This window comes from Enterobacter cloacae complex sp. IR5458 (genome assembly GCF_049238025.1).
GTDB lineage: Bacteria > Pseudomonadota > Gammaproteobacteria > Enterobacterales > Enterobacteriaceae > Enterobacter > Enterobacter kobei.
The window spans coordinates 83,209-108,509 of record NZ_JBMKIF010000020.1; the positions used below are offsets into that span (position 1 = coordinate 83,209).

23 protein-coding genes are annotated in these 25,301 nt (G+C 56.7%); 11 read left to right on the top strand and 12 right to left on the bottom strand.

Annotated features, from left to right (window positions below; translation table 11 throughout):
- The first annotated feature begins 52 nt into the window (after positions 1-52).
- Positions 53-1,294 carry a bifunctional glucose-1-phosphatase/inositol phosphatase gene (gene agp / locus ACOTYN_RS16685; protein ID WP_023332655.1) on the top strand — a complete coding sequence of 414 codons (1,242 nt, stop codon included), beginning with the start codon at positions 53-55 and terminating at the stop codon, positions 1,292-1,294.
- Positions 1,295-1,329: 35 nt separating this feature from the next.
- On the opposite strand, the gene ACOTYN_RS16690 is transcribed toward agp, so the two are convergent.
- Together ACOTYN_RS16690 and wrbA are read right to left on the bottom strand one after the other, a co-directional pair.
- Positions 1,330-1,557, bottom strand: coding sequence for a YccJ family protein (locus tag ACOTYN_RS16690; protein ID WP_014883300.1), 228 nt, complete (start codon positions 1,555-1,557; stop codon positions 1,330-1,332).
- Between the two features lie 18 nt (positions 1,558-1,575).
- Positions 1,576-2,172: an NAD(P)H:quinone oxidoreductase gene (gene wrbA / locus ACOTYN_RS16695; RefSeq protein WP_014883301.1), complete on the bottom strand. Its 597-nt coding sequence runs from the start codon at positions 2,170-2,172 to the stop codon at positions 1,576-1,578.
- A 391-nt stretch (positions 2,173-2,563) separates the two neighbouring features.
- On the opposite strand from wrbA, the gene ACOTYN_RS16700 reads away from it, so the two are divergent.
- Together ACOTYN_RS16700 and ACOTYN_RS16705 are read left to right on the top strand one after the other, a co-directional pair.
- Complete coding sequence (locus ACOTYN_RS16700) at positions 2,564-2,734, top strand: general stress protein (protein ID WP_023332656.1); 171 nt, start codon at positions 2,564-2,566, stop codon at positions 2,732-2,734.
- A 116-nt stretch (positions 2,735-2,850) separates the two neighbouring features.
- A complete protein-coding gene (locus ACOTYN_RS16705; RefSeq protein ID WP_023337067.1) occupies positions 2,851-3,771 on the top strand; it encodes a DMT family transporter in 921 nt (306 codons plus the stop codon).
- Between the two features lie 110 nt (positions 3,772-3,881).
- On the opposite strand, the gene rutG is transcribed toward ACOTYN_RS16705, so the two are convergent.
- The 7 genes from rutG to rutA are packed head-to-tail and all read right to left on the bottom strand — an operon-like array spanning position 3,882 to position 9,316.
- Complete coding sequence (rutG, locus tag ACOTYN_RS16710; RefSeq protein ID WP_048996912.1) at positions 3,882-5,204, bottom strand: pyrimidine utilization transport protein G; 1,323 nt, start codon at positions 5,202-5,204, stop codon at positions 3,882-3,884.
- Positions 5,205-5,225: 21 nt separating this feature from the next.
- Positions 5,226-5,720 carry an NADH-dependent FMN reductase RutF gene (gene rutF / locus ACOTYN_RS16715; RefSeq protein WP_071922400.1) on the bottom strand — a complete coding sequence of 165 codons (495 nt, stop codon included), beginning with the start codon at positions 5,718-5,720 and terminating at the stop codon, positions 5,226-5,228.
- 9 nt (positions 5,721-5,729) lie between these two features.
- Positions 5,730-6,320: a malonic semialdehyde reductase gene (locus ACOTYN_RS16720; protein WP_071922399.1), complete on the bottom strand. Its 591-nt coding sequence runs from the start codon at positions 6,318-6,320 to the stop codon at positions 5,730-5,732.
- Positions 6,321-6,329: 9 nt separating this feature from the next.
- Positions 6,330-7,130 carry a pyrimidine utilization protein D gene (rutD, locus tag ACOTYN_RS16725; protein WP_332957183.1) on the bottom strand — a complete coding sequence of 267 codons (801 nt, stop codon included), beginning with the start codon at positions 7,128-7,130 and terminating at the stop codon, positions 6,330-6,332.
- A gap of 7 nt (positions 7,131-7,137) precedes the next feature.
- The gene (gene rutC / locus ACOTYN_RS16730; protein WP_014883309.1) at positions 7,138-7,524 is read right to left on the bottom strand and encodes a pyrimidine utilization protein C; all 387 of its coding nucleotides are present in this window, start codon (positions 7,522-7,524) and stop codon (positions 7,138-7,140) included.
- A gap of 11 nt (positions 7,525-7,535) precedes the next feature.
- Positions 7,536-8,225: a pyrimidine utilization protein B gene (gene rutB, locus ACOTYN_RS16735; RefSeq protein WP_014883310.1), complete on the bottom strand. Its 690-nt coding sequence runs from the start codon at positions 8,223-8,225 to the stop codon at positions 7,536-7,538.
- The gene (gene rutA / locus ACOTYN_RS16740; protein WP_014883311.1) at positions 8,225-9,316 is read right to left on the bottom strand and encodes a pyrimidine utilization protein A; all 1,092 of its coding nucleotides are present in this window, start codon (positions 9,314-9,316) and stop codon (positions 8,225-8,227) included. The genes rutB and rutA overlap by 1 nt, the downstream gene beginning before the upstream one ends.
- Positions 9,317-9,559: 243 nt before the next feature.
- Here rutA and rutR point away from each other — a divergent pair, with 243 nt between their 5' ends.
- On the top strand, positions 9,560-10,198 hold the full coding sequence (rutR, locus tag ACOTYN_RS16745) for an HTH-type transcriptional regulator RutR (protein ID WP_014883312.1): 639 nt from the start codon (positions 9,560-9,562) through the stop codon (positions 10,196-10,198).
- On the opposite strand, the gene ACOTYN_RS16750 is transcribed toward rutR, so the two are convergent.
- Entirely contained in the window at positions 10,195-10,590 is a 396-nt protein-coding gene (locus ACOTYN_RS16750; protein WP_071922396.1) for a lysozyme inhibitor LprI family protein, read from the bottom strand. The two genes, rutR and ACOTYN_RS16750, sit on opposite strands and share 4 nt — an antisense overlap.
- A 102-nt stretch (positions 10,591-10,692) precedes the next feature.
- On the bottom strand, positions 10,693-14,655 hold the full coding sequence (putA, locus tag ACOTYN_RS16755) for a trifunctional transcriptional regulator/proline dehydrogenase/L-glutamate gamma-semialdehyde dehydrogenase (RefSeq protein WP_332957185.1): 3,963 nt from the start codon (positions 14,653-14,655) through the stop codon (positions 10,693-10,695).
- Positions 14,656-15,077: 422 nt separating this feature from the next.
- Between putA and putP the strand changes: the two genes are divergently transcribed.
- Positions 15,078-16,586, top strand: coding sequence for a sodium/proline symporter PutP (gene putP / locus ACOTYN_RS16760; RefSeq protein ID WP_014883315.1), 1,509 nt, complete (start codon positions 15,078-15,080; stop codon positions 16,584-16,586).
- Positions 16,587-16,703: 117 nt separating this feature from the next.
- Positions 16,704-17,123, top strand: coding sequence for a DUF3574 domain-containing protein (locus ACOTYN_RS16765; RefSeq protein WP_071922395.1), 420 nt, complete (start codon positions 16,704-16,706; stop codon positions 17,121-17,123).
- 69 nt (positions 17,124-17,192) lie between these two features.
- Here ACOTYN_RS16765 and ACOTYN_RS16770 read toward each other — a convergent pair whose 3' ends face one another.
- Positions 17,193-18,377 carry a NupC/NupG family nucleoside CNT transporter gene (locus tag ACOTYN_RS16770; protein WP_014883317.1) on the bottom strand — a complete coding sequence of 395 codons (1,185 nt, stop codon included), beginning with the start codon at positions 18,375-18,377 and terminating at the stop codon, positions 17,193-17,195.
- A 251-nt stretch (positions 18,378-18,628) separates the two neighbouring features.
- On the opposite strand from ACOTYN_RS16770, the gene efeU reads away from it, so the two are divergent.
- The 5 genes from efeU to ACOTYN_RS16795 all read left to right on the top strand — a co-directional run bounded on the left by efeU (position 18,629) and on the right by ACOTYN_RS16795 (position 25,122).
- Positions 18,629-19,462 (top strand): iron uptake transporter permease EfeU, encoded by an 834-nt coding sequence (gene efeU, locus ACOTYN_RS16775; protein ID WP_014883318.1) that lies wholly within the window; start codon positions 18,629-18,631, stop codon positions 19,460-19,462.
- Positions 19,463-19,502: 40 nt separating this feature from the next.
- Positions 19,503-20,630 carry an iron uptake system protein EfeO gene (gene efeO / locus ACOTYN_RS16780; protein ID WP_023337074.1) on the top strand — a complete coding sequence of 376 codons (1,128 nt, stop codon included), beginning with the start codon at positions 19,503-19,505 and terminating at the stop codon, positions 20,628-20,630.
- A 5-nt stretch (positions 20,631-20,635) separates the two neighbouring features.
- Positions 20,636-21,919, top strand: a complete 1,284-nt coding sequence (gene efeB, locus ACOTYN_RS16785) for an iron uptake transporter deferrochelatase/peroxidase subunit (RefSeq protein WP_014883320.1) — start codon at positions 20,636-20,638, stop codon at positions 21,917-21,919.
- 499 nt (positions 21,920-22,418) lie between these two features.
- Positions 22,419-23,210, top strand: a complete 792-nt coding sequence (gene phoH / locus ACOTYN_RS16790) for a phosphate starvation-inducible protein PhoH (RefSeq protein ID WP_014883322.1) — start codon at positions 22,419-22,421, stop codon at positions 23,208-23,210.
- Between the two features lie 406 nt (positions 23,211-23,616).
- Positions 23,617-25,122: an alanine/glycine:cation symporter family protein gene (locus ACOTYN_RS16795; protein ID WP_023332665.1), complete on the top strand. Its 1,506-nt coding sequence runs from the start codon at positions 23,617-23,619 to the stop codon at positions 25,120-25,122.
- Positions 25,123-25,301: the final 179 nt, after the last annotated feature.

Genomic DNA, 25,301 nt, shown 5'->3' on the forward strand with positions numbered 1-25,301 from the left:
CACGAATCTGTCACACTGAATGCGACATTTTAAAACGAGTGAGGAATTAGGGATGAGAAAAGCACTACTCGCGCTGGCAGTCGCCGGTTCCATTTCAGCAACGTTTGGCGTGCAGGCACAAGAGACGCCGGAAGGGTATCAGCTGGAGCAAGTTTTAATCATGAGTCGCCATAACCTGCGCGCACCGCTCGCCAACAACGGCAGCGTGCTGGAGCAGTCCACGCCGAAACAGTGGCCAGAGTGGGAGGTACCGGGTGGTCAGCTCACCACCAAAGGCGGCGTGCTGGAAGTCTATATGGGTCATTACATGCGCGAGTGGCTGGCGCAGCAGGGGATGATAAAAACCGGAGAGTGCCCGCCAGCGGAGACCGTTTATGCATATGCCAATAGCCTGCAGCGTACCGTTGCGACTGCGCAATTCTTCATTACCGGCGCGTTCCCGGGGTGCGATGTGCCTGTGCATCATCAGGAAAAAATGGGCACGATGGATCCCACCTTTAATCCGGTCATTACCGATAACTCGCCTGAGTTCCGCGAAAAAGCGCTGAAGGCGATGGAGACCGAGCGGCAGAAAATGCAGCTTTCAGAAAGCTATAAGCTGCTGGAGCAGATGACGAACTACGCCGATTCGCCGTCCTGCAAAGAGAAAAAAGTCTGCTCGCTGGCGGACGCGAAAGATACGTTCAGTGCCGACTATGAAAAAGAGCCTGGCGTGTCCGGTCCGCTGAAAGTGGGTAACTCGCTGGTGGATGCGTTCACGCTGCAATATTACGAAGGTTTCCCGGCTGACCAGGTGGCCTGGGGTGAGATCAAGACTGACCAGCAGTGGCGTGTGCTGTCGAAGCTGAAAAACGGCTATCAGGACTCGCTGTTTACCTCCACCGAGGTGGCGCAAAACGTCGCCAAACCCCTGGTGAAATATATTGATAACGCGCTGGTCACCGATCAGGCGAAAGCGCCTAAAATCACCCTGCTGGTGGGGCATGATTCGAACATTGCGTCGCTGCTGACCGCGCTGGATTTCAAACCGTATCAACTCCACGATCAGCACGAGCGCACGCCAATTGGCGGCAAAATAGTCTTCCAGCGCTGGCATGACAAAAACGCTAACCAGGAACTGATGAAAATTGAGTATGTCTACCAGAGCTCAGAGCAACTGCGAAACGCCAGCGTGCTGTCGCTGGAATCCCCCGCGCAGCGTGTGACGCTGGAGCTGAAAGGCTGCCCGGTGGATGCTAACGGCTTCTGCCCGGTTGATAAGTTTAATGCGGTGATGAACAGCGCGGCAAAATAGAGGATACCCCCCCCGCAAAGGCGGGGGGGAAACGCTTAGACATTTTTACGTTCGATGGTCTGTTCGCCCCAGAAGAGCGAGTCTTTGTCCGTCTTTTCGAAGGCGCGAACCAGCACTTCGTCGCTACCTTCTTCCCAAATCTGCTCTGCCAGTTTCTCGTCATATTTCGCGACTTCAAAAATGGCTTCGGCAATCTCCGGAGAGGTATTGCGTAAACTTGCCCATTCACCCACGCGGTGGGCTTTTGATTCCTGAGTTGGCATGCTTGTCCTCCTGTTGAGTTAGCCGTTCAGTTTTTTGGCGAGGCCCGCGACATGCTCACCCTGATAACGGGCGATGGCGAGCTCTTCGTCGCTCGGCTGTCGGGAACCATCGCCGCCGGCAATGGTGGTTGCACCGTAGGGAGTACCGCCACGTACCTGAGAAACATCAAAGAGTTCCTGCGCGCCGTAGCCAATCGGCACAATCACCATCCCATGATGAGCAAGGGTAGTCCAGGTTGAGGTAATCGTCTGCTCCTGACCGCCACCGGTGCCGGTAGAGCTGAAGACGCTGGCGAGTTTGCCGTATAAAGCGCCTGAGGCCCATAGCCCGCCCGTCTGATCGAGGAAGGTGCGCATCTGGCCGGACATATTGCCGAAACGGGTTGGCGTCCCGAAAATAATCGCATCGTAATCTGCCAGCTCCTGAGGCGTGGCGACCGGGGCATTCTGTGTTTTCCCCCCGGCTTTGGCGAAGGCTTCCGCCTGCATGGTTTCCGGTACGCGCTTCACCACAACCTCAACGCCGTCCACCCTGTTTGCACCTTCTGCGACTGCGTGAGCCATGGTTTCAATGTGTCCATACATGGAATAATAGAGCACCAGAACTTTTGCCATTTTGCATCACTCCTCGTTTGTGTTTTCTGACAGCGGATCGCTGCGTTCATTTAAAGATATGCCATCATGGCCAGACTGCAAAAATGAACACCATTTCTTTGATTTATAACAATATGATTGGGGAAGTGTGCTGTAGCAAAATGAAACAACTTTCTCGCCTCCGTTTTTTGAAATGATAAGAAAGAGTTATGAATCTCCGCCGCGTTATCTCACCCGAAAGACTGAGATCCTGTTGCAGGATATTACCAGCGGCTTGCCGGACAGCCTTAGTCCACTAAGCTTAGTTTCACGCGGCACAGATAAAGGCACTGTCCTCATGCCGCGAGGTGAAAGAATCCTCTTTTACTGAATGCAATATGATGTCTAATGTTTCACACTCTGGAGGTTAGAGATGGCAAACCATCGTGGTGGTTCAGGTAATTTCGCTGAAGACCGTGAAAGAGCATCAGAAGCAGGTCGTAAAGGTGGCCAGCATAGCGGGGGCAACTTCAAAAATGACCCTCAGCGCGCATCAGAGGCTGGCAAGAAAGGGGGTAAAAACAGCCACGGCAGCAATAAGTAACGCGCCAGGCTGAACCCTGCCGCCGGGCGTTCCCGGCGGTTTTTTTATTTCTGCAACATTGAACTGTAACCAAAGGCGACGCACACTACAGAATTGTTCTCATTTGCTGGTGTCGCATGTCTGTCTCACGCTTTAAATTCTCCGTAAAACCGCAGGAAGCCATCCTTATTCTCATCACCATGTTCTGGGGCGGGACGTTTCTGGCCGTCCAGTACGCGGTAACGCTGAGCGATCCGTTCTTTTTTGTTGGTTTGCGCTTTGCGACGGCGGCGATAGCCGTGGCGCTCGTATCGCTAAAATCCCTGCGCGGATTAACCCTTAAAGAGCTGAAGGCCGGGGTGGCGATCGGGGTGGCGATTGCAATGGGTTACAGCCTGCAGACATGGGGATTACAGACTATCTCCAGCAGCAAATCGGCATTTATCACCGCCATGTATGTACCGCTGGTACCGCTCCTGCAGTGGCTTTGCCTGGGACGGCTGCCGGGGATGATGTCCTGCATCGGTATCGTGCTGGCGTTTATCGGCCTGATTTTGCTGGCCGGGCCGGAAAATAACCTGCTGGCACTGGGACCGGGCGAGATCATTACCCTCGTCGGGGCGATTGCCATTGCGGCGGAAATTATTCTGATTAGCGCCTGGGCGGGCAAGGTGGACGTCAAGCGTGTGACGGTGGTCCAGCTTGCCACGGCCTCGCTGGTAGCGTTTGCGACGATGGTACCGGCCGGAGAGTCCGTGCCGCCGATGTCTACCGGTCTGATCGTGGTCGCGTTGGGGCTGGGCATCTTCAGCGCCATTATTCAGGTCACCATGAACTGGGCGCAGCGCAGCGTCTCCCCGACGCGGGCAACGGTGATCTACACCGGTGAACCGGTATGGGCGGGGATTTTTGGTCGCCTCGCCGGAGAGCGTTTGCCGCTGCTGGCCCTGGTCGGTGCGGCATTTATTGTCGCCGGGGTGCTGGTGAGCGAGCTGAAGCTAAAAAAACGACGCAAGGCGATTACCGGGGTGGGGGCTGAACAAGGGGCAGATAGCTAACAACGTGCACTCTGCCCGTTTTGCCCGGCGGCGCTACGCTTGCGCGGGCCTACATGCTCATTGTAGGCAGGGTAAGCGTAGCGTCACCCGGCAAGAAAGCAGCACTCATTTCAGGTTGAGGGGGTGATGGCTTCAGCCTGCGCTTCATCCCCTTTCCGGCGGCTCAGCAGGGCGTTAAGCAGAATTGCCCCGAACGTTGCCGTGCCGATCCCACCAATTGTAAATCCGCCCAGCGTTAGCGCGAAATCGCCCGCGCCCAGCACCAGCGTGACCGCCACCATAATCAGGTTGCTGTTCTGGCTCAGATCGACCCGATGCTGCACCCAGATACGCGCCCCGGCCACGGCGATCAGCCCAAATACCACAATCGATGCCCCGCCGATGACCGGCGACGGAATGGTGTGGATCAGCGCGCCGAACTTCGGAGAGAAACCAAGCAGTATCGCCATCGTCGCTGCCGCGACGAAGACCAGCGTCGAGTAGACTTTGGTCACCGCCATCACACCAATATTTTCGGCATAGGTGGTGACGCCGCTGCCGCCCACGGAGCCTGAGATCATGGTTGCCAGACCGTCACCGACAAATGCCCGGCCCATGTACGGGTCCATACTGCGGCCGGTCATTCCCGCGACCGCCTTCAGGTGACCTAAGTTCTCCGCCACCAGGATCACCGCCACCGGTGCGATAAGCATCATTGCCTGGGTGTTAAAGGTGGGGGAAGTGACCTGCGGCAGGCCAAACCAGGCAGCCTGATGGAGCAGGGTAAAATCGACCGGCTTGCCGAGACCGAAAACGTTCGCCAGCAGAGCGTAAACCAGGCAGGCGACAATCAGCCCGACCAGAATCAGCAGACGCTGGATCATCCCGCGCGTAAACACCGCCACCAGGCCGATACACAGCACGGTGATCACCGCCATCCAGCTTTCAAACGGCGAGCCGGAGACGCTTTTCACCGCGATCGGCGCCAGGTTCAGGCCAATCGCCATGACGACGGCACCGGTCACCACGGGAGGCATCATGCGTTCGATCCAGCGCGTGCCAATCTTCATCACCACCAGACCAATCAGGGTATAGACCAGGCCGCAGGCGATGATGCCGCCGAGCGCCACGCTCAGGTTAGGGTTGATCCCCTGGCCGTTAAATCCGGTTGTGGCGATAACCACCCCGACAAACGCGGCGCTGGAGCCCAGATAGCTGGGCACGCGCCCACCGGTGACAAAAAAGAACAGCAGGGTGCCGATACCCGACATCAGAATCGACAGGTTGGGATCAAGCCCCATCAGCATCGGCATGAGTACGGTCGCACCAAACATCGCGACTGCATGCTGGACGCCCATCACCATCGTTTGTCCGAGCGGGAGTCGTTCATCCGGCGCGACCACGCCTGCTTCTGTGGAGGTCGATTTCAACTGCCAGTGGGGAAATCCGAACATGGTCTGTCTCCTTAAAGCGCCTTAGCAGGCGGGTCGCATAAGCGCGTGGTAGCCGCGGTCAAACCACACCAGCCCTTGCGGCGCGGGGTGGCGAACAATCGAAACAATGTCGCAAAACAGAATGTCGTGCGTACCGACGCTCACCACCTGGCTGATGCGGCAGTCAAACGAGGCCAGCGCATCCTCCAGACGCGGACACCCCGTATCGCCCGTTTGCCAGCGGGCGGCGGCAAAGCGCGTCTCCATTGGCGTTTTGCCGCCAAACAGGTTGGATAGCGGCTCTTGTCCGGCGCTCAGGGTGTTCACGCACAGCGTGCGGTTTTCGCTAAACGTCGGCCAGACGGACGCGCCGCGGTTCAGGCATACCAGCAGGGTGGGAGGCGAATCCGTGACGCTGCACACCGCGCTGGCAGTGAATCCCGCGATTCCCGCCGGGCCGTCGGTGGTGATGATGTTGACTGCCGCGCCGACGCAGGCCATGGCGTCGCGAAAGGTTTGTTTATCCGGTGTCGTCATGATTGCTCCTTACGCCAGCCCGCAGGCATCTTCGAACGCCAGACGCGGCAGGCGTCCGTAAAGTTTGTTCGTATCACCATAGCCAATGTTGATCAGCAGATTGCTTTTAAGCAGCGTGCCGGTGAAAAAGGCCTCGTCGACCTTTTGTCGGTCAAAGCCTGACATCGGGCCGGTGTCCAGCCCGAGGGCGCGACAGGCGAAAATCAGGTAAGCAGCCTGCATTGAGCTGTTGCGAAATGCCGTCTCTTCGGCGAGCGCCGGGCTGGTGGTAAACCAGCTTCTGGCATCGCCGTGCGGGAACAGTTCCGGCAGGCGCTCATAAAACTCGCTGTCCCAGGCAACAATCGCCGTGACCGGCGCGGTGAGCGTTTTTTCCAGATTGCCGCTGGAGAGCGCCAGGCGCAGCTTCTCTTTTCCCTCTGCGCTGCGCACAAACACGATTCGCGCCGGGGAGCAGTTGGCGGAGGTTGGGCCCCATTTCATCAGGTCGTAGATTTCGCGCAGCGTCTCGTCGCTGACGGGCAGATTCTGCCAGCCGTTGTGGGTACGGGCGCCGGTGAATAGCGTTTCGCGCGCCGCAGGATTAATGGCTTCGCTCATTAAAGCTCCTTATAAAGCGGGTTCAGGACTGTGCAGCAGGCTGGCAAGCCCGTTCAGCAGCAGGGTGTTAAAGGCGTTCGGTTCGGTGACGTTGCAGGCATGCCCGCCCTGGCGCATGACCACGCTGTGGCTGCGTGGGAGAGCCGCCTGTAGCTCAGTCGAGCAGACTGAGGGTACCAGCATGTCGTCGGCGGAACAGATGAGGTGTACCGGACAATGAATACGCGCGGCGTGGCGGCTGAAATCCGCTTTCTTCAGGGCGCTGAGCCTGTGCAGCAGGTTGCTTTTGCCCTGGAAATGGGCCAGCGCCAGCGCTTCTTCGGCCTCCAGGCGGGGCGCACGAGCAGCCATCCAGTCTGCCGGGTAGAGAAACAGCGGCTGCGCCTCTACCCACGCCTGCGCGCCGCCGGAATGCAGCAAACGCTCGCGGATCTGAAAACAGCGTCGGGTATGGGCGTTGAGGGTTAGCCAGCCGTTGACGCACACCAGCGCGGTGAGCGCATCAGGTCTGTCGAGGGCCAGCTGTAGCCCGATCAGCGCGCCCAGCGCATGCCCTACCACGCAGTAGCGGGCAATTCCGGCTTCAGCCAGCGCTATGGCCAGTTCGTCCGCCATTTGCGCCAGGCTATAGCCTTCCGGCAGGGTATCGCGGTTATTACCCGTCCCCCGCTGGTCATAGCACACCACCTGATACTCCGGCTCCAGCGCGGCCAGCTGGGGCAGCCAGTAGCTGCCGCTGCCGCCGAGACCGGCAATGAGGACTACCACGGGTGCCCCCTCATACGGGGGCGGTGAGACGGAGAGTTTCATGGCTGCCTCACTTCGCAATGTGCGCAACGGTGGCAATTTCAACCAGCGCGTCAGGCTTCACCAGCCCGCACTGTATACAGAACCGGGCCGGCTTATCGCCGGGGAAGAACTCGGCGTAGATCTCGTTAATCGCGGCGTAGTTTTTCCAGTCGGTGATAAAGATGCTGTTGAAGGTCACATCCTCCATCGTGCCACCCGCCGTTTCGATCACGCTTTTGATCGTCTCCAGCACGTGGCGGGTTTGTGCCTTTGGGTCGTTGATAAACACCACGTTGTTGTCTTTATCAAACGGCAGCGTACCGGAGACATACACCACGCCGTCGGCGAGCGTTCCGGGGACAAACGGGGCAATCGGTGTGCTGGTGCCCGGCGGAATAATCACGGATTTCGGCATCGTCGTTCTCCTCAGGCGATACGGGCGAGCGGCGGATTCAGGGCATCGCAGAACGCTGCGACGTTACTCACCCAGCCAAAAAAGGTTTCGATATTGAACAGGGCCGCTTTCTGCGCGAATTCCGGCCCGGCCTGATGGGTCGCGTCTTCCAGCACCACGCCAAAATACTCAAGGAAAAAGCCGTCGCGCAGGGTCGACTCCACACAAACGTTGGTGGCGATGCCGGTAAAGACCAGGTGACGAATGCCCCGGCTGCGCAGCAGGCTGTCGAGCGGGGTGTTGAAAAAGCCGCTGTAGCGCGGTTTGGGCAAGACAATATCACCTGCCTGCGGGACCAGCTCGTCCACCAGCTGATAATCCCAGCCGCCTTTTGCCAGCAGCTTGCCCTGCAGTTCAGGGTTTTTGCGCATCGTTTTCAGGGCGTTGGACTTGTGGAAGTTGGGCGAGCCGGGGCCACCGGCCTCCACGTACTGGTCGTCCCAGCCGTTCTGGAACCAGACGATGAGCATGCCGGCTTCCCGTGCGGCGCTGACGGCGGTGTTGATGTTCGCAATGACCGGCTGCGTGGCGGAGACGTCGAACCCCGCCAGATCCAGATAACCCCCTTTACTGGCGTAGGCGTTTTGCATGTCCACCACGATCAGCGCGCTCTGCTGCGGCGCAAAGGTGATGGCTTCCGGGCGAGCGTTTAAGGTCGTCATTACGCAACCTCCTTCGTGACGGCAGGAATGTGGGCGCGGCATTGCATCAGCGGCTGGATGCGCTCGCCGAAGGTTTCCACACCGGTGAGGAAATCATCGAAGGTCAGCAGAACGCCCTCTGCGCCGGGTACGGCGGCGACTTCGTCGAGCATTCTGGCAACGCTGGCATAGGATCCAACCAGCGTGCCCATATTGATATTGACGGCGGAGGTGGGGTCAGCCATCTGGCGGACGTTGGTGTCTGCGCCGGAACGGGTATCTTTCTGGCTCTGCTCGGTAAGCCAGCTCAGGGCCTCCTCGTCAGCACCGTCCTTGTAACACTCCCATTTCGCGCGTGCGGCCTCGTCGGTTTCGTCGGCAATCACCATAAACAGCACGTAGGAGCCCACGTCGCGCCCGGTTTTGTCGGCAGCCTCTTTCATGCGCGCCGCGGTGGGGGCGAAAGCGGCAGGGGTGTTAACGCCTTTCCCGAAGCAGAAGTTAAAGTCGGCGTATTTGGCGGAGAATTCCATCCCCGCGTCGCTCTGCCCGGCGCAGATCACTTTCATCGGCACCGACGGTTGCGGGCTGACGCGGCAGTCGTTCATGGTGAAGAAGTCACCTTTGAAATCGCTTTTGCCGGTGCCCCAGAGATCGCGCAGGACCTGCACGTATTCGGTCAGGTAGTCGTAGCGACGCGAGAAGTAATCGTCACCCGGCCAGAGCCCCATCTGCTCGTACTCCGGCTTTTGCCAGCCGGTCACCAGGTTCACGCCAAAGCGTCCTCCGGAGATCGAGTCGATGGTTGAGGCCATGCGCGCGACGATCGCCGGTGGCAGGGTGAGCGTGGCGGCGGTAGCGTAGATCTGAATCCGCGAGGTGACCGCGGCCAGTCCTGCCATCAGGGTGAAGGACTCCAGGTTGTGATCCCAGAATTCGGTTTTGCCGCCAAAGCCGCGCAGCTTGATCATCGAAAGTGCAAAGTCGAAATGGTAGTGCTCCGCTTTTTGCACGATGGCTTTATTCAGCTCAAAGGTCGGCATGTATTGCGGGGCAGTGGTCGAGATAAGCCAGCCGTTGTTGCCGATAGGTACAAATACGCCAATTTTCATCACGAACCTCTCTTCACTACGTTGCAGGTACTGGCGTTTTTGCAAAGGGAGTGCCAGTTTTGAAAATGACTTTGTTATTAATGTGTTAATCGAAGGTTGGCGTATTGATGCGGTCAAAAGTGGACTAACTGGTCAAAAACATTGCACAGAAAACAGGCATTCATGCGCGATGGGAGTGCAGAATGTCGTGGCGAGACGGGGGTTTTGCTATGCTGAGGGCAACGCAGAATAAGGAGAGCGGGAATGACACAAGGCGCAGTGAAAACACCAGGTAAACGGTCACAGGCAGTCAGCGCCAAGAAGCAGGCTATTCTCAGCGCGGCGCTGGAGACGTTTTCACAGTTTGGCATTCACGGCACGCGGCTGGAGCAGGTAGCGGAGCAGTCCGGGGTTTCCAAAACCAATCTGCTCTACTACTACCCGTCGAAAGAGGCGCTCTATGTGGCGGTGATGCAGCAGATCCTCGATATCTGGCTGGCGCCCCTGAAAGCGTTCCGCGCAGAGTTGGCCCCGCTGGTGGCGATCAAAGAGTACATCCGCCTGAAGCTGGAGGTGTCACGCGATTACCCGCAGGCGTCGCGCCTGTTTTGTCTTGAGATGCTGCAGGGCGCGCCGCTATTGCAGGCTGAGCTGACGGGGGATTTAAAGCAGCTGGTGGACGATAAGTCGGCGATTATTGCCGGCTGGGTCGCCAGCGGCAAGCTGGCGCCGGTCGATCCGCAGCATTTGATCTTTATGATTTGGGCCGCCACCCAGCATTACGCTGACTTTGCGGCCCAGGTCGAGGCGGTGACCGGGAAAACGCTCCAGGATGAAGCGTTTTTCCACAGCACCCTGGAAAACGTACAGCGGATGATTATCGAAGGGATCCGCGTGCGTTAGTTTCCCGGCGGGAGAGGGCAGCTTAAATCGCCCTCTTCACATTGCATCAGCGAGGCCAGAAACGCTTCTCGCTCCGCGGTTTTCTCTGCCAGACACTGATTGACAATCATTGGCTGAATGCTTCCACCTTCCGTACCCGAACCTATAAACGTGCAGTCTGCATCCCGCAGGGTAATCCACGCCTGCTGCGCTTTTTTTAGCAGGTCACGCTGGGGGGCTGCCGCACGTTTGATAGTGGCCTGATACGTCGCGTTGAGCTTCTTATCCGCCGCCTGGTACTGCTGCGCGCTACAGGTGTTCAGTTCAAGCTGGGTGGTGGCGTTGTCGCACTCGTTGGCCAGCGCGCTGGTGCTCAACAGCAGTGCGGCACCTGCGAGAAATACTCTTTTCATCATCCCCTCCGTGTAAAAAAAAGCCGGATGCGCTATGCATATCCGGCCTACGATTCTTAGTAGCCCCGGTAAGCGTAGCGCCACCGGGGAGAGTTTACACGATTAACCGATGGTCATCAGGCTGGCGTTACCGCCCGCCGCCGCGGTGTTGACGCTGAGTGAACGCTCCACGTACAGACGCTCCAGCAGCAGGTTGGTTTCCCCACGCGCAAAGCCCTGTACCGAAACAATCGCCCCGCTGCGGGCCGCCACCTGTTCGCACAGTTCGCGCAGCTGGTCGGAATCACCGTGATAAATCACGGCGTCAAACGGCTGCGTCAGCAGCGCATCGGCCTTCGCAAAGCGAATGCGGGCTGAAACGGCTTTTGGCAGCTGTTTTGCCAGGTCGCGATGCAGCGCATCTTCCGGCCACAGCACTCCACATCCGGTTGCCATCGCGGCAGCCAGCTGTACCAGCGCATCCTGCTCGTTATCCGCTACGCAGAGTACGTGCTCGCGCGGCATCAGCGTCCAGGTGTTGCGCTCGCCGGTTGGACCCGGAAGCAGACGCTGCGTGCCAGCCTGCGCCAGCTCGCCGTACTGCTGCGCAATGGCACGCAGTTCAGGTCGTTTTTCCGCCCAGGCGATCAGCGCTTCAAGCGGCTGCGTCAGCACGGTTTTCAGCTGCGCGTCGACCGGATAGTCTGCGTCCTGACGTGCCAGCGTCACGCCCAGCGCGTTCTCTGGACGGTTCGCCAGCAGACGGTACAGGTAAAGCGGACCGCCCGCTTTCGGACCGGTGCCGGACAAACCTTCACCGCCGAACGGCTGTACGCCCACGACCGCGCCGACCATGTTGCGGTTAACGTACAGGTTGCCCACTTTGGCACTGCCGGTCACCTGCGCGATGGTTTCGTCGATACGGGTGTGTACGCCTAGCGTCAGGCCATAGCCGGAGGCGTTGATCTGATCGATCAGTTCATTAAGGTTGTTACGGTTGTAACGCACCACGTGCAGCACCGGACCGAAGACCTCTTTTTTCAGCTCGTCGAAGCTTGCCAGCTCAATCAGCGTTGGCGGCACGAAGGTGCCGGTCTGCCACTCGCGGGCATCTTCGCTGTTCTCACGCACCGCCTGGAACACCGGACGGCCTTTGGCGCGCATGGTCTGGATGTGGTTTTCGATATTGGCTTTAGCTTCCGCGTCAATCACCGGGCCGATGTCGGTGGTGAGACGCCCCGGGTTGCCCATACGGCATTCGGCCATCGCGCCGCGCAGCATCTTCAGCGTGTGGTCGGCCACGTCATCCTGCAGGCACAGTACGCGCAGGGCGGAGCAGCGTTGACCGGCGCTGTCGAACGCGGAGGCCAGCACGTCGACCACCACCTGTTCGGTGAGGGCAGAGGAGTCAACGATCATGGCGTTCATGCCGCCGGTTTCCGCGATGAGCGGGGTAGGACGACCCTGCGCATCCAGACGGGTAGCAATGTTGCGCTGTAGCAGAGAGGCAACTTCGGTCGAGCCGGTAAACATCACGCCGCGTACGCGGTTATCGGAGGTCAGTTTAGCGCCGACCGTTTCGCCGCGGCCTGGCAGCAGCTGGACCACGCCCGCAGGTACGCCGGCTTCCAGAAGAATGTTGATGCCCTGCGCGGCAATCAGCGGGGTCTGCTCTGCCGGTTTGGCCAGCACGCTGTTACCTGCGGCAAGGGCGGCGGCAATCTGGCCGGTAAAAATAGCCAGCGGGAAGTTCCACGGGCTGATACACACGACCGGTCCGAGCGGACGGTGGGTTTCGTTATCGAAATCATCGCGCACCTGACCCGCGTAGTAGTGCAGGAAGTCCACGGCCTCACGCACTTCGGCGATAGCGTTGCTGAAGGTTTTACCCGCTTCACGCACCAGAATGCCGATAAGCGACTGCATCTGATCTTCCATCAGCACGGCAGCACGCTCCAGAATGGCGGCACGCTCCTGCGGCGGGGTGGCAAACCAGATTGGCGCGTTGTTGACCGCACTGTCCAGCGCCTGATCCACTTCCGCTTCGGTGGCTTCGCGTACATAGCCGACGATATCTTTTGGCTCTGCCGGGTTGATAACCGGCTGCATCTCACCGTCCTCGACGGACTGCTCAAGGATCGGTTTCGCCTGCCATTTCTGCAGCGCGCTGTTGAGCAGGGCAGAGGAGAGGGACGCCAGACGATGTTCGTTCGCCAGGTCCAGACCCGCAGAGTTGACGCGGCCTGCGCCATACAGCTCGCGCGGCAGGGCAATCTTCGGATGCGGCAGACCAATCTGACCTTCCTGGGCCGCCATCTTCTCAACGGCCTGCACCGGATCGGCCACCAGCTCGTCGAGCGGCAGCGTGGTGTCGGCGATGCGGTTTACGAAGGAGGTATTCGCGCCGTTTTCCAGCAGACGACGCACCAGGTACGCCAGCAGCGTTTCGTGCGTACCTACCGGCGCATAAATGCGGCATGGGCGGTTCAGCTTGCCATCCGCTACCTTACCGGTCACCTGCTCGTACAGCGGTTCACCCATGCCGTGCAGGCACTGGAACTCGTACTGGCCAGGATAATAGTTTTGACCCGCCAGGCTGTAGATTGCCGCCAGGGTGTGGGCGTTATGAGTAGCAAACTGCGGGTAGATCAGGTTCGGCACGCCGAGCAGTTTTTTCGCACAGGCGAGGTAAGAGACGTCGGTGTAGACCTTACGGGTATAGACCGGATAGCCTTCCAGACCTTCCATCTGGGCGCGTTTGATTTCGCTGTCCCAGTAGGCGCCTTTCACCAGGCGGATCATCAGGCGGCGACGGCTGCGGCTTGCCAGGTCAATCAGATAATCAATGACGAACGGGCAGCGTTTCTGGTACGCCTGGATAACGAAGCCAATGCCGTTCCAGCCCGCCAGCTCTGGCTCGAAGCACAGTTTTTCCAGCAGATCGAGGGAGATCTCCAGACGGTCGGCCTCTTCGGCGTCGATATTGATGCCGATGTCATACTGGCGCGCCAGCAGGGTCAGGGACTTCAGGCGCGGGTAAAGCTCCTCCATCACGCGGTCGTACTGCGCGCGGCTGTAGCGCGGGTGCAGGGCGGACAGTTTGATAGAGATACCCGGACCTTCATAAATACCGCGGCCGTTAGAGGCTTTACCGATGGCGTGGATCGCCTGCTGATAAGAGACCATGTAGGCCTGCGCGTCGGCGGCAGTCAGGGCCGCTTCACCGAGCATGTCATACGAGTAGCGGAAACCTTTGTCTTCCAGCTTGCGGGCGTTCGCCAGCGCTTCGGCAATGGTTTCGCCGGTCACGAACTGCTCGCCCATCAGGCGCATCGCCATGTCCACGCCTTTGCGGATCAGCGGCTCGCCGCTCTTACCGATGATGCGGTTCAAAGAGCGTGACAGGTTGGCTTCGTTATGGGTTGAGACCAGTTTGCCGGTAAACAGCAGGCCCCAGGTGGCGGCGTTAACGAACAGGGACGGGCTGCGGCCAATGTGCGAATGCCAGTTGCCGTTGCTGATCTTGTCGCGGATCAACGCGTCGCGGGTGGCTTTATCCGGAATACGCAGCAGCGCTTCCGCCAGACACATCAGCGCCACGCCTTCCTGTGAAGAGAGGGAAAACTCCTGCAGCAGACCCTGCACCATCCCGGCGCGGCCGGTGGCGGTTTTTTGGTTGCGCAGCTTGTCGGCCAGCTGATACGCCAGGCTGTGCGCCTGGGCGGCAATGGCTTCCGGCAGGCGGGCCTGCTCCAGCAGCATCGGCACGGCGTCGGTTTCGGCACGACGGTAAGCGCCGGTAATGGCGGCACGGCTGACGGACTGCGGCAGGATCTGCTCGGCGAATTCGAGGAACGGCTGGTGGCTTTCGTCACCAGCGGCGGGTGCATCCTCGCTTTCATTGGCGGCACCCGCCAGCAGGGCAGGCAGTTCTGGCAGGCCTTCGTCGCTCTCCAGTCTTTCCAGATAGTTAAAAATCGCCTGCTTGATTAACCAGTGCGGTGTGCGGTCAATGCGGGTCGCTGCGGTTTTAATCCGTTCGCGGGTAGCGTCATCCAGCTTAACCCCCATGGTGGTCATCCCCATGCCAAAACTCCTGTTGTTCTGTAATCGCGTTTTGTAGATGGCATGAAATATCCACCATGTTGCAACTTTGTGCAACCGTGTTAAATGTGACCTGGTTTGCAACCCAGAAAATGAATGGATTGTTAATGATTGGTTAGCTGGAAAAAAGCGCTGGCTTCTGCATGAGAAGCCTGTTTTTATGCGGTACTTAACACTTTTAAAAGGTGCAACCCGTATAAGTGTGAGCGAGTGCAACCTATAGGAAACTCGTATCAAACCGGGGATGAATTTGATGTAAATGCAGTGTTAAATCGTTTGTCAGCGGGATGCGCATACGGCAGGATAGCGCGCCCAATGGAAACACATACACACATCACTACGTTCCGGTGATGACATAACAAGGCAACCCGGACGGTTGTCGCTCGACATTTTGGAGAATTTGAATGGCTATTAGCACACCGATGCTGGTGACATTTCTCGTTTATATTTTTGGCATGATCCTGATAGGGTTTTTGGCATGGCGTTCAACAAAGAACTTTGACGACTACATTCTCGGCGGCCGCAGTTTAGGCCCGATGGTGACCGCGCTGTCTGCGGGCGCATCCGATATGAGCGGCTGGCTGCTGATGGGGTTACCGGGCGCGATTTTCATCTCCGGTATCTCTGAAAGCTGGATTGCCATCGGCCTGACCCTTGGGGCGTGGATCAACTGGAAGCTGGTAGCAGGCCGTCTGCGCGTGCATACCGAAGCGAACAACAATGCCCTGACGCTGCCGGATTACTTCACCGGACGTTTTGAAGATAACAGCCGCATTCTGCGCATTATCTCCGCGGTGGTGATTCTGCTGTTCTTCACCATCTACTGTGCTTCCGGCATCGTGGCGGGCGCGCGTCTGTTTGAGAGCACCTTCGGCATGAGCTATGAAACCGCGCTGTGGGCAGGTGCCGCGGCGACCATTCTCTATACCTTCGTGGGCGGATTCCTGGCGGTAAGCTGGACCGACACCGTGCAGGCGAGCCTGATGATCTTCGCCCTGATCCTGACCCCGGTGATTGTGATTTTCACCGTTGGCGGCTTCGGTGAATCGCTGGAAGTGATCAAGCAGAAGAGCATTGAAAACGTCGACATGCTGAAAGGGCTGAACTTCGTGGCCATCGTCTCTCTGATGGGCTGGGGTCTGGGCTACTTTGGTCAGCCGCACATTCTGGCGCGCTTTATGGCCGCTGACTCTCACCACACGATTGTTCATGCCCGTCGTATCAGTATGACGTGGATGATCCTCTGTCTGGCGGGTGCCTGTGCGGTTGGCTTCTTCGGCATCGCTTACTTCAACAATAACCCGGCGCAGGCAGGTGCAGTAAACCAGAATGCCGAGCGTGTGTTCATCGAACTGGCGGGCATTCTGTTCAACCCGTGGATTGCCGGTATTCTGCTCTCCGCAATTCTGGCGGCGGTGATGTCGACTCTGAGCTGCCAGCTGCTGGTCTGCTCCAGTGCGATTACCGAAGATCTCTACAAAGCTTTCCTGCGTAAAGGTGCGAGCCAGAAAGAGCTGGTATGGGTCGGGCGCTTTATGGTGCTATTAGTGGCGCTGATTGCCATCGCGCTGGCGGCCAATCCTGATAACCGCGTTCTGGGTCTTGTGAGCTATGCGTGGGCGGGCTTTGGTGCGGCGTTTGGTCCGGTGGTTCTGTTCTCCGTTCTGTGGTCACGTATGACCCGCAACGGCGCGCTGGCGGGGATGATCATCGGAGCGGTGACCGTTATCGTCTGGAAGCAGTTCGCGTGGCTGGGTCTGTACGAAATCATCCCGGGCTTCATCTTCGGCAGCATCGGTATTGTGGTGTTCAGCCTGCTGGGTAAAGCACCGTCTGCCTCCATGCAGAAACGCTTTGCGGAAGCGGACGCGCACTACCACACTGCACCACCGACGAAGCTTCAGGCTGAGTAAAAAAACCTATTCCCTCCTGTAAGCCGGGTAAGCGCTAGCGCGACCCGGCTTTTTTCTTGCCAAAATGCGTAAATTACGTTGATATCGCTGCACTTATAACAATGAGGATAGCGAACAATGACCATCAAAACAGGGCTTATGGCGGCGGCATTATTGATGCTCGCAGGCTGCAACGCACCCGCGCAACACTCGGCAATGGAGACCTGCAAAGCAGATAACCAGATGCAGCAAACCACGCTTTATTTCGGACTGAATCGTCCGGCCGGAGCGCAGATCACCGGCAACGAGTGGCAGCAGTTTGTTGACCAGGACGTGACGCCGCGCTTTCGGGACGGCTTAACGGTGTTTGATGCACGTGGCCAGTGGCTGGGGAATGACGGGAAAGTGGCGCGCGAGCCGAGCAAAGCGTTGATGCTGATCCACGGTAAAGACGCGCAGAGCGAGAAGAATATCGAAGCGTTGCGCGGGATTTATAAATCTCGCTTCGCGCAGGAGTCGGTGATGCGGGTCGATCAGCCGGTGTGCGTGCAGTTTTAAGCAAAATGGCGGGATAGTTTTGTAGGCCCGGTAAGGCGTAGCCGCCACCGGGCACAAACCGCACAAAACTTACAACACTAATCCCGCAAAGCTCGCCGACAGCAGGCTCACCAGCGTCGCGCCGTACACCAGGCGCAGACCAAACCGCGAAACCACGTTCCCCTGCCGCTCGTTCAGGCCCTTGATGGCGCCTGCGACGATACCAATAGACGCGAAGTTAGCGAACGACACCAGGAAGACGGATAAAATGCCCAACCCGCGCGGTGACATCTGATGGGCAATTTTTTGCAGCTCAATCATCGCCACAAATTCATTTGCCACCAGCTTGGTTGCCATAATACTGCCGGCGTTGAGCGCATCACTCAGCGGAATACCGATGAGCCACGCCAGCGGATAAAACACATAACCCAAAATCTGCTGGAAGCTCATGCCGAATACGCTGGAGAAGAGGGCGTTAACGGCGCTAATAAGCGCGATAAAGCCAATCAGCATCGCCAGAATAATCATCGCTACCTTAAAACCGGCCAGAATATACTCCCCGAGCATTTCGAAGAAGCTCTGGGATTCATGCAGTTTTTCCAGCTTGATATCCGGCTCCGCTTCCGGACGCACCGGATTAATGACGGAGAGAATAATGAAGGTGCTGAACATGTTCAGGATCAGCGCCGCAACGACAAATTTGGCGTCAAGCATGGTCATATATGCGCCGACAATCGACAGGGAAACGGTCGACATGGCGGTCGCAGCCATGGTGAACAGACGGCGCGAGGAGAGATCCCCCAGCACGCCTTTGTAGGCAATGAAGTTTTCCGACTGGCCGAGGATCAGCGAGCTCACCGCGTTAAACGATTCCAGCTTGCCCATACCGTTCAGTTTTGACAGCAGCGTCCCGATAACCCGAATAAAAATCGGCAGGATCCGCCAGTGCTGGAGAATACCAATCAATGCGGAAATAAAAATAATCGGGCAAAGCACGCCAAGGAAAATGAACGCCAGCCCTTTTTCACCCATTCCGCCAAAGACAAAATTGGTGCCTTCGCCAGCAAATTTGAGCAGGGATTCAAAGAAGCCGGAAACGTATTTAATCAGGAATAACCCACTTTCGGCGTGCAGGAAAAAGAACGCCAGGGCAATTTCAATAACAATCAGCTGTAAAACATAACGAATGCGAATTTTTCGGCGGTCGAAACTCACCAGCCAGGCGAGCGCAAGAATAATCACCAGCGCCAGCAGGAAATGGATAATCTTAAACATGGTTTATTTTCACTTGGTTTTCGAGGCAGATATTTAGCCACAGCGCTGATTAACCGTAAACGGGCATTTTCGTTATAACTTATAAACGTAATGATTACGTTGACAACTATTATCAGGCTTCGCGTTTACAACTCGTCATCAAAACATCCCACATTTCGCTTGTTTTTCTTCTCGACGTAATGATAATCACTATCACAAGAATTTACCTTTCTTTGCATCAGTTGACCGCGATAAACATTTAAGGTGTCGGCATGTTTGTTCCATTTCTCATTATGTTACGTGAAGGGCTCGAAGCGGCTCTGATTGTCAGCCTTATCGCCAGTTATCTGAAGCGAACCCAGCGCGGACGCTGGATTGGCGTCATGTGGATTGGCGTGTTCCTCGCCGCGGCGCTCTGTCTGGGCCTGGGTATCCTGATCAACGAAACCACCGGCGAGTTCCCGCAGAAAGAGCAAGAGCTGTTTGAGGGGATTGTCGCCGTCATTGCGGTGGTGATCCTGACCTGGATGGTGTTCTGGATGCGTAAGGTCTCCCGCAATGTGAAAGTCCAGCTGGAGCAGGCGGTGGATAACGCCCTGCAAAAAGGCAACCATCACGGCTGGGCGCTGATCATGATGGTCTTTTTTGCGGTGGCGCGTGAAGGGCTGGAATCGGTCTTCTTCCTGCTGGCCGCCTTCCAGCAGGACGTAGGCATCTGGCCGCCGCTGGGGGCAGTGCTGGGGCTGGCAACGGCCGTTGTGCTGGGTTTCCTGCTCTACTGGGGCGGTATTCGCCTTAACCTGGGGGCGTTCTTCAAATGGACCAGCCTGTTTATTCTGCTGGTCGCCGCGGGGCTGGCGGCTGGGGCGATCCGCGCCTTTCATGAAGCGGGCCTGTGGAACCACTTCCAGGACGTGGCGTTTGATCTCAGCAATGTCCTCTCCACACACTCTCTGACCGGCACTCTGCTCGAAGGTATCTTCGGTTACCAGGAGACACCGAGCGTGAGCGAAGTGGCGATGTACTTTATTTATCTGGTGCCGGCGCTGGTGTTGTTTGCGATGCCGCCGCGTACCGGCACACAGGCGACGCGCGTCGCGCCGTAATAGTTGATTTAGTTACAACATACTTTTAAAGGGAAGAGTCATGGCAATTCAGTTCCGTCGTAGTGCGTTATGCGCAGGCATTGCCGCGCTGTTCGCTTCCGCATTTTCCGCCTGGGGAGCCGATGTTCCTCAGGTCAAAGTGACCGTCAATGACAAGCAGTGCGAGCCGATGACCCTCACGGTGAACAGCGGTAAAACCCAGTTCATTATTCAGAACCACAGCCAGAAGGCGCTGGAGTGGGAGATCCTGAAAGGGGTACTGGTCGTCGAAGAGCGTGAAAATATCGCCCCTGGCTTTAGCCAGAAGATGACTGCCAACCTGCAGCCGGGCGAGTATGAAATGACCTGCGGTCTGCTGACCAATCCTAAGGGTAAGCTGATCGTTAAAGGTGAAGCGACGGCGGATGCGGCGAAAGGCGCTGCAGTGCTGAGCCTGGGTGACGCGATTACCGCTTATAAAGCATACGTTACCAAAGAGACGGCAGATCTGGTGGCGGGCACGAAAGCCTTTACCGATGCGGTGAAAGCCGGTGATATCGAAAAAGCCAAATCCCTTTATGCACCAGCTCGTCAGCACTACGAGCGCATCGAGCCGATTGCCGAGCTGTTCTCAGACCTTGATGGCAGCATTGACGCCCGCGAAGATGATTTCGAGCAGAAGGCCGCCGATCCGAAATTCACCGGCTTCCACCGTCTGGAGAAAGCCCTGTTTGGCGACAACACTACCAAAGGGATGGAAAAATACGCCGAACAGCTGAACGGCGACGTGCTGGAACTGCAAAAGCGCATCAGCGAGCTGGCCTTCCCGCCTTCAAAAGTGGTGGGCGGCGCGGCGGGTCTGATTGAAGAAGTGGCCGCAAGCAAAATCAGCGGTGAAGAAGATCGCTACAGCCACACCGACCTCTGGGACTTCCAGGCCAACGTCGACGGTGCGCAGAAAATTGTCGATCTGCTGCGTCCTCAGCTGCAGAAAGAGAACAGCGAACTGCTGGCAAAAGTGGATGCCAACTTCAAAAAAGTCGACACCATTCTGGCGAAATACCGCACCAAAGACGGATTTGAAACGTACGATAAGCTGACCGACGCCGACCGTAATGCGCTGAAAGGCCCGATTACCGCCCTGGCGGAAGATCTCTCTCTGCTGCGCGGCGTACTGGGTCTGGACTAAGCACGATGAACAAGAATGGTAAGTTCGACGAGGTAGAACCTTCCCGTCGTCGGTTGTTAAAAGGGGTAGGGGCGCTGGGTGGCGCGCTTGCCCTTGCAGGCGGCTGCCCGGTGGCGCATGCGGCGAAACCGCAAAGCGCACCCGGCACGCTGTCCCCCAATGCCCGCATGGAGACGCAGCCTTTTTACGGCGATCATCAGTCGGGCATTCTGACGCCGCAGCAGGCCTCCATGATGCTGGTGGCCTTTGATTCGCTGGCCAGCGATAAAGCCGATCTGGAACGTCTGTTCCGCCTGCTGACGGCACGCATTGCGTTTCTGACCGCAGGTGGACCGGCGCCGGACACGCCTAATCCGCGCCTGCCGCCAATGGACTCCGGTATTCTCGGGGCGTTTATCGCGCCCGATAACCTGACCATTACCGTGTCGGTCGGAGAGTCGCTGTTTGATGGCCGCTACGGCCTGACAAAGCAGAAGCCGAAAGCGCTGCAAAAAATGACGCGTTTTCCAAACGATTCCCTCGACGCGGGGTTGTGTCATGGCGACCTGCTCCTGCAGATTTGCGCCAATACCCAGGACACGGTGATCCACGCCCTGCGCGATATCATCAAGCACACCCCGGATCTGCTCAGCGTGCGCTGGAAGCGGGAAGGGTTTATCTCTGACCACGCTGCGCGCAGTAAAGGGAAAGAGACGCCGGTTAACCTGCTGGGCTTTAAGGACGGCACGGCCAACCCGGACAGCAGCAATGCTGCGCTCATGAAAGAGGTGGTGTGGGTGACGGCGGATCAGGGCGAACCGGCGTGGGCCGTCGGCGGCAGCTACCAGGCGGTGCGCATTATCCAGTTCCATGTGGAGTTCTGGGACCGCACGCCGCTGAAAGAGCAGCAGACCATTTTCGGCCGCGACAAGCAGAGCGGGGCGCCGCTCGGTATGACGCATGAGCATGATGTGCCCGACTATGCCCGCGATCCCAATGGCGATGTGATTGCGCTGGACAGCCATATTCGCCTCGCCAATCCGCGCACAAAAGAGACGCAGTCCAGCCTGATGATGCGTCGTGGCTACAGCTACTCCCTCGGCGTGACCAACGCAGGCCAGCTCGATATGGGGCTGCTGTTCGTCTGCTATCAGCATGACCTTGAAAAGGGCTTCCTGACCGTGCAGAAGCGCTTAAACGGCGAAGCGCTGGAAGAGTATGTAAAACCCATCGGCGGCGGCTACTTCTTTGCCCTGCCTGGCGTGCGCGACCGGAACGCGTATCTCGCGCAAGATCTGATTGAAGCCTGATAATTGTCCCTGCGAGAGTTCGCGGGGACATTATTTTTTCCTATGACAAACATATTGTTATATTTCTGTAATATTTCTATATAAGACTGAATCCGCTGCAGGAGCAGTCTGAAAAGTTGCAATCAGGTAAAATAAATGTTGCATTTATGATAACTCCTGATGTACTTAAGATAAGACAGCGGTAGTTCCCGGCAGTGATGCTGAATCACTATGGAGATCGCGAATGGTTGCGTCCTGTACTGGACAAGGTAAACATAACAACCGCAGCACCCGGCGCGGAGGCTCAGACTCCGGCAGCGATTTCCTCACCACTAAATTCTCCCCCTCTCCTCAAGAATCTGATTCGACCGACGTGCAGACTGGTGCGCGTAGCCGTTCTGTATCGTCATCTGATAAAGCAAGCAATGGCTTACAAGGAAGCCAACCCTCTGATGTTCGTGCGCATAATCGTGCCGACGCTGGCACGTGTGATGAATACCAACAACTCAAGGTGCTATCCATGGGAAGACAAAAAGCAGTGATCAAAGCTCGTCGCGAGGCAAAACGTGTGCTGAGACGGGACTCACGTAGCCATAAACAGCGTGAAGAAGAATCGGTCACCTCGCTTGTGCAGATGAGTGGCGTAGAAGCAATTGGCATGGCCCGAGACAGCCGTGATCATTCTCCAATTGTGGCGCGCAATGAGGCTCAGGCGCACTACCTGAATGCTATCGAGAGTAAACAGCTCATCTTTGCAACCGGTGAAGCCGGATGCGGGAAAACCTGGATCAGTGCAGCCAAAGCGGCGGAAGCGCTGATCCATAAGGACGTGGAGCGTATTATTGTTACCCGTCCGGTACTGCAAGCGGATGAAGATCTCGGCTTCCTGCCCGGCGATATTTCGGAGAAGTTTGCCCCGTACTTCAGACCCGTCTATGACGTGCTGGTGAAGCGTTTGGGTGCATCCTTTATGCAGTACTGCCTGCGACCAGAGATTGGCAAGGTGGAAATCGCGCCGTTCGCCTATATGCGCGGACGTACATTTGAAAATGCGGTCGTCATTCTTGACGAGGCTCAGAACGTGACCGCTGCGCAAATGAAGATGTTCTTAACGCGCCTCGGGGAGAACGTGACGGTCATCGTTAACGGCGACATTACCCAGTGTGACCTGCCATCCGGCGTGAAATCCGGACTGAGCGACGCGATGTCACGTTTTGAGGAAGATGAGATGATTGGGGTGGTACGCTTCACGAAAGAGGATTGCGTGCGTTCGGCACTGTGTCAGCGGACGTTGCAAGTCTATTCCGACTGAAGGTAAAACATTACCGTTTTACCCTTCTTCAGTAATCCCTTCCCGGCATCCTGCCGGGAAGCTTCTTTTATTCCTGTGCTCTACTCGCGCCTGGTTATCTTTTAATAGATCGCCTGTCGTGCGGAATTCATCATTTCGGTATTCATTTCAGCGGTGGGTTTTTATCACGCCTGGCGAAATGTGATGCGTATTTATAATATCCACAAAATACCCATGAATATCATGATCGCGCTAATTGTTCGTTCAAATTTAAACGTGAATGTTGTCACATAATGTTACTAAGTTGTAAAAATTAAGTTGGTGTATTGAGGGTAATTATCTATGTTTCGTACTGATTCAAATAACATTCTAACAAGAAAATCCCATGGGGAACCGTTTCCCTGGAACATCACGTTGAGGGTCATACATGAACGAACTGGTTGGTGCAATTAACGGTGTTATCTGGAGCCCGGCGTTAATATTCTTATGTCTGGGTGTCGGTCTCTATTTCTCATTACGTAGTCGTTTTTTGCAGTTACGTCATATAAAACATATGATTACCTTGATGTTCCAGGGGCGTCCTACCGATGCAGGGGTATCGTCTTTCCAGGCACTGACGATGACGCTGGCAGGGCGAGTAGGGACCGGAAACATTGCTGGTGTCGCCACCGCAATCACCTTCGGTGGACCGGGCGCACTTTTCTGGATGTGGATGGTGGCATTTTTGGGTGCCAGCTCAGCGTTTGTGGAATCTACGTTGGGCCAGGTTTATAAAGAAAAAATCAACGGTGAATATCGTGGCGGTCCTGCCTTTTATATCGAAAAAGGATTAGGGGTCAAATGGTATGCATGGTTATTTGCAGTCGTCACCATTTTCTCCTGCGGTTTATTAATGCCAGGGGTTCAAGCAAACTCGATTGGCGCCAGCCTGGAGATAGCTTTTGGGCTTGATCCCAATGTCACGGCGGCATTACTTGCCGTACTGTTAAGCTTTATTATTTTCGGTGGTGTGAAAAGGATCGCCAGTTTTAGCAGTATGGTCGTTCCGTTTATGGCACTCGGCTATATTATTGTGGCTTGCGTTATTATCGCGATTAATATTACCGAGCTTCCTGGTGTTATTCTGCTGATCTGGAAAAGTGCTTTTGGCTTTGAAGCGGGCTTTGGCGCGATTCTGGGTCAGGCGATTATGTGGGGCGTTAAGCGCGGCGTCTATTCCAACGAAGCGGCACAGGGGACCGGACCGCATGCTTCATCTGCGGCAGCGGTGAGCCATCCGGTGAAACAGGGGCTGGTGCAGGCCTTCTCAGTTTATATCGATACGCTGTTTGTCTGCTCCGCGACCGGGTTTATGCTGCTGATCACCGGGCTGTATAATGTTCAGGGCGTCGATGGCGCTGCACTCTATACGGGGATTGCAGGCGTGGCCGCAGGTCCTGGCTATGTTCAGACGGCGATGGAAAGTATGATGCCGGGCTTTGGTAATTACTTTGTTGCCATTGCGCTGTTCTTCTTCGCCTTTACCACCATTATTGCGTACTACTATATCGCCGAAACCAATATCGCCTACATCAACCGTAAAATTCACCGTCCCTGGCTGACATTCCTGCTCAAATTATGTCTGATGGCTTCCACCGTGTACGGGACCGTCCGCACCGCGGATCTGGCATGGGGACTGGGGGATATTGGGGTTGGGATGATGGCATGGCTTAACATTATTGCCATTGTACTTTTACATAAAAAAGCCTTTGTCAGCCTTAAGGATTATGAAACCCAGAATGCACAGGGACTGGATCCACAGTTTGATCCGGTTCGACTGGGAATTAAAAATGCCGATTACTGGCTGGGAGAGCGAAAGGATGAACCGGCTGCGAATCCGGGGCAGACGACTTCTGTCGTGAGAGAGCAAAGCGCAGGGAAACTGAACAATTAATCGTGACAGCCCGTATCGCAATACGGGCCCAGACTGCTGACAACGTTTCGCCCGGCGGCGCTACGCTTGCACGGGCCTACGGGTTTTGTCGAACCCCGGTCGGGGATTCTCATCCCCCGCTGGAGAATATAAAAGAAAAAAGCCCGTACTTTCGTACGAGCTCTCATCTTGAATATGGC

Bases quoted from the DNA above. Each gene is read 5' to 3' on its own strand.
- efeB (WP_014883320.1), top strand. From the start codon at position 20,636: ATGAACAAGAATGGTAAGTTCGACGAGGTAGAACCTTCCCGTCGTCGG.
- phoH (WP_014883322.1), top strand. From the start codon at position 22,419: ATGGGAAGACAAAAAGCAGTGATCAAAGCTCGTCGCGAGGCAAAACGT.
- rutR (WP_014883312.1), top strand. From the start codon at position 9,560: ATGACACAAGGCGCAGTGAAAACACCAGGTAAACGGTCACAGGCAGTC.
- ACOTYN_RS16770 (WP_014883317.1), bottom strand. From the start codon at position 18,377: ATGTTTAAGATTATCCATTTCCTGCTGGCGCTGGTGATTATTCTTGCG.
- ACOTYN_RS16765 (WP_071922395.1), top strand. From the start codon at position 16,704: ATGACCATCAAAACAGGGCTTATGGCGGCGGCATTATTGATGCTCGCA.
- rutF (WP_071922400.1), bottom strand. From the start codon at position 5,720: ATGACGACACCGGATAAACAAACCTTTCGCGACGCCATGGCCTGCGTC.
- rutD (WP_332957183.1), bottom strand. From the start codon at position 7,130: ATGAAACTCTCCGTCTCACCGCCCCCGTATGAGGGGGCACCCGTGGTA.
- rutC (WP_014883309.1), bottom strand. From the start codon at position 7,524: ATGCCGAAATCCGTGATTATTCCGCCGGGCACCAGCACACCGATTGCC.
- rutG (WP_048996912.1), bottom strand. From the start codon at position 5,204: ATGTTCGGATTTCCCCACTGGCAGTTGAAATCGACCTCCACAGAAGCA.
- wrbA (WP_014883301.1), bottom strand. From the start codon at position 2,172: ATGGCAAAAGTTCTGGTGCTCTATTATTCCATGTATGGACACATTGAA.
- putP (WP_014883315.1), top strand. From the start codon at position 15,078: ATGGCTATTAGCACACCGATGCTGGTGACATTTCTCGTTTATATTTTT.
- efeO (WP_023337074.1), top strand. From the start codon at position 19,503: ATGGCAATTCAGTTCCGTCGTAGTGCGTTATGCGCAGGCATTGCCGCG.
- ACOTYN_RS16705 (WP_023337067.1), top strand. From the start codon at position 2,851: ATGTCTGTCTCACGCTTTAAATTCTCCGTAAAACCGCAGGAAGCCATC.
- ACOTYN_RS16750 (WP_071922396.1), bottom strand. From the start codon at position 10,590: ATGAAAAGAGTATTTCTCGCAGGTGCCGCACTGCTGTTGAGCACCAGC.
- ACOTYN_RS16720 (WP_071922399.1), bottom strand. From the start codon at position 6,320: ATGAGCGAAGCCATTAATCCTGCGGCGCGCGAAACGCTATTCACCGGC.
- putA (WP_332957185.1), bottom strand. From the start codon at position 14,655: ATGGGGATGACCACCATGGGGGTTAAGCTGGATGACGCTACCCGCGAA.
- ACOTYN_RS16690 (WP_014883300.1), bottom strand. From the start codon at position 1,557: ATGCCAACTCAGGAATCAAAAGCCCACCGCGTGGGTGAATGGGCAAGT.
- efeU (WP_014883318.1), top strand. From the start codon at position 18,629: ATGTTTGTTCCATTTCTCATTATGTTACGTGAAGGGCTCGAAGCGGCT.
- ACOTYN_RS16700 (WP_023332656.1), top strand. From the start codon at position 2,564: ATGGCAAACCATCGTGGTGGTTCAGGTAATTTCGCTGAAGACCGTGAA.
- rutA (WP_014883311.1), bottom strand. From the start codon at position 9,316: ATGAAAATTGGCGTATTTGTACCTATCGGCAACAACGGCTGGCTTATC.
- rutB (WP_014883310.1), bottom strand. From the start codon at position 8,225: ATGACGACCTTAAACGCTCGCCCGGAAGCCATCACCTTTGCGCCGCAG.
- agp (WP_023332655.1), top strand. From the start codon at position 53: ATGAGAAAAGCACTACTCGCGCTGGCAGTCGCCGGTTCCATTTCAGCA.
- ACOTYN_RS16795 (WP_023332665.1), top strand. From the start codon at position 23,617: ATGAACGAACTGGTTGGTGCAATTAACGGTGTTATCTGGAGCCCGGCG.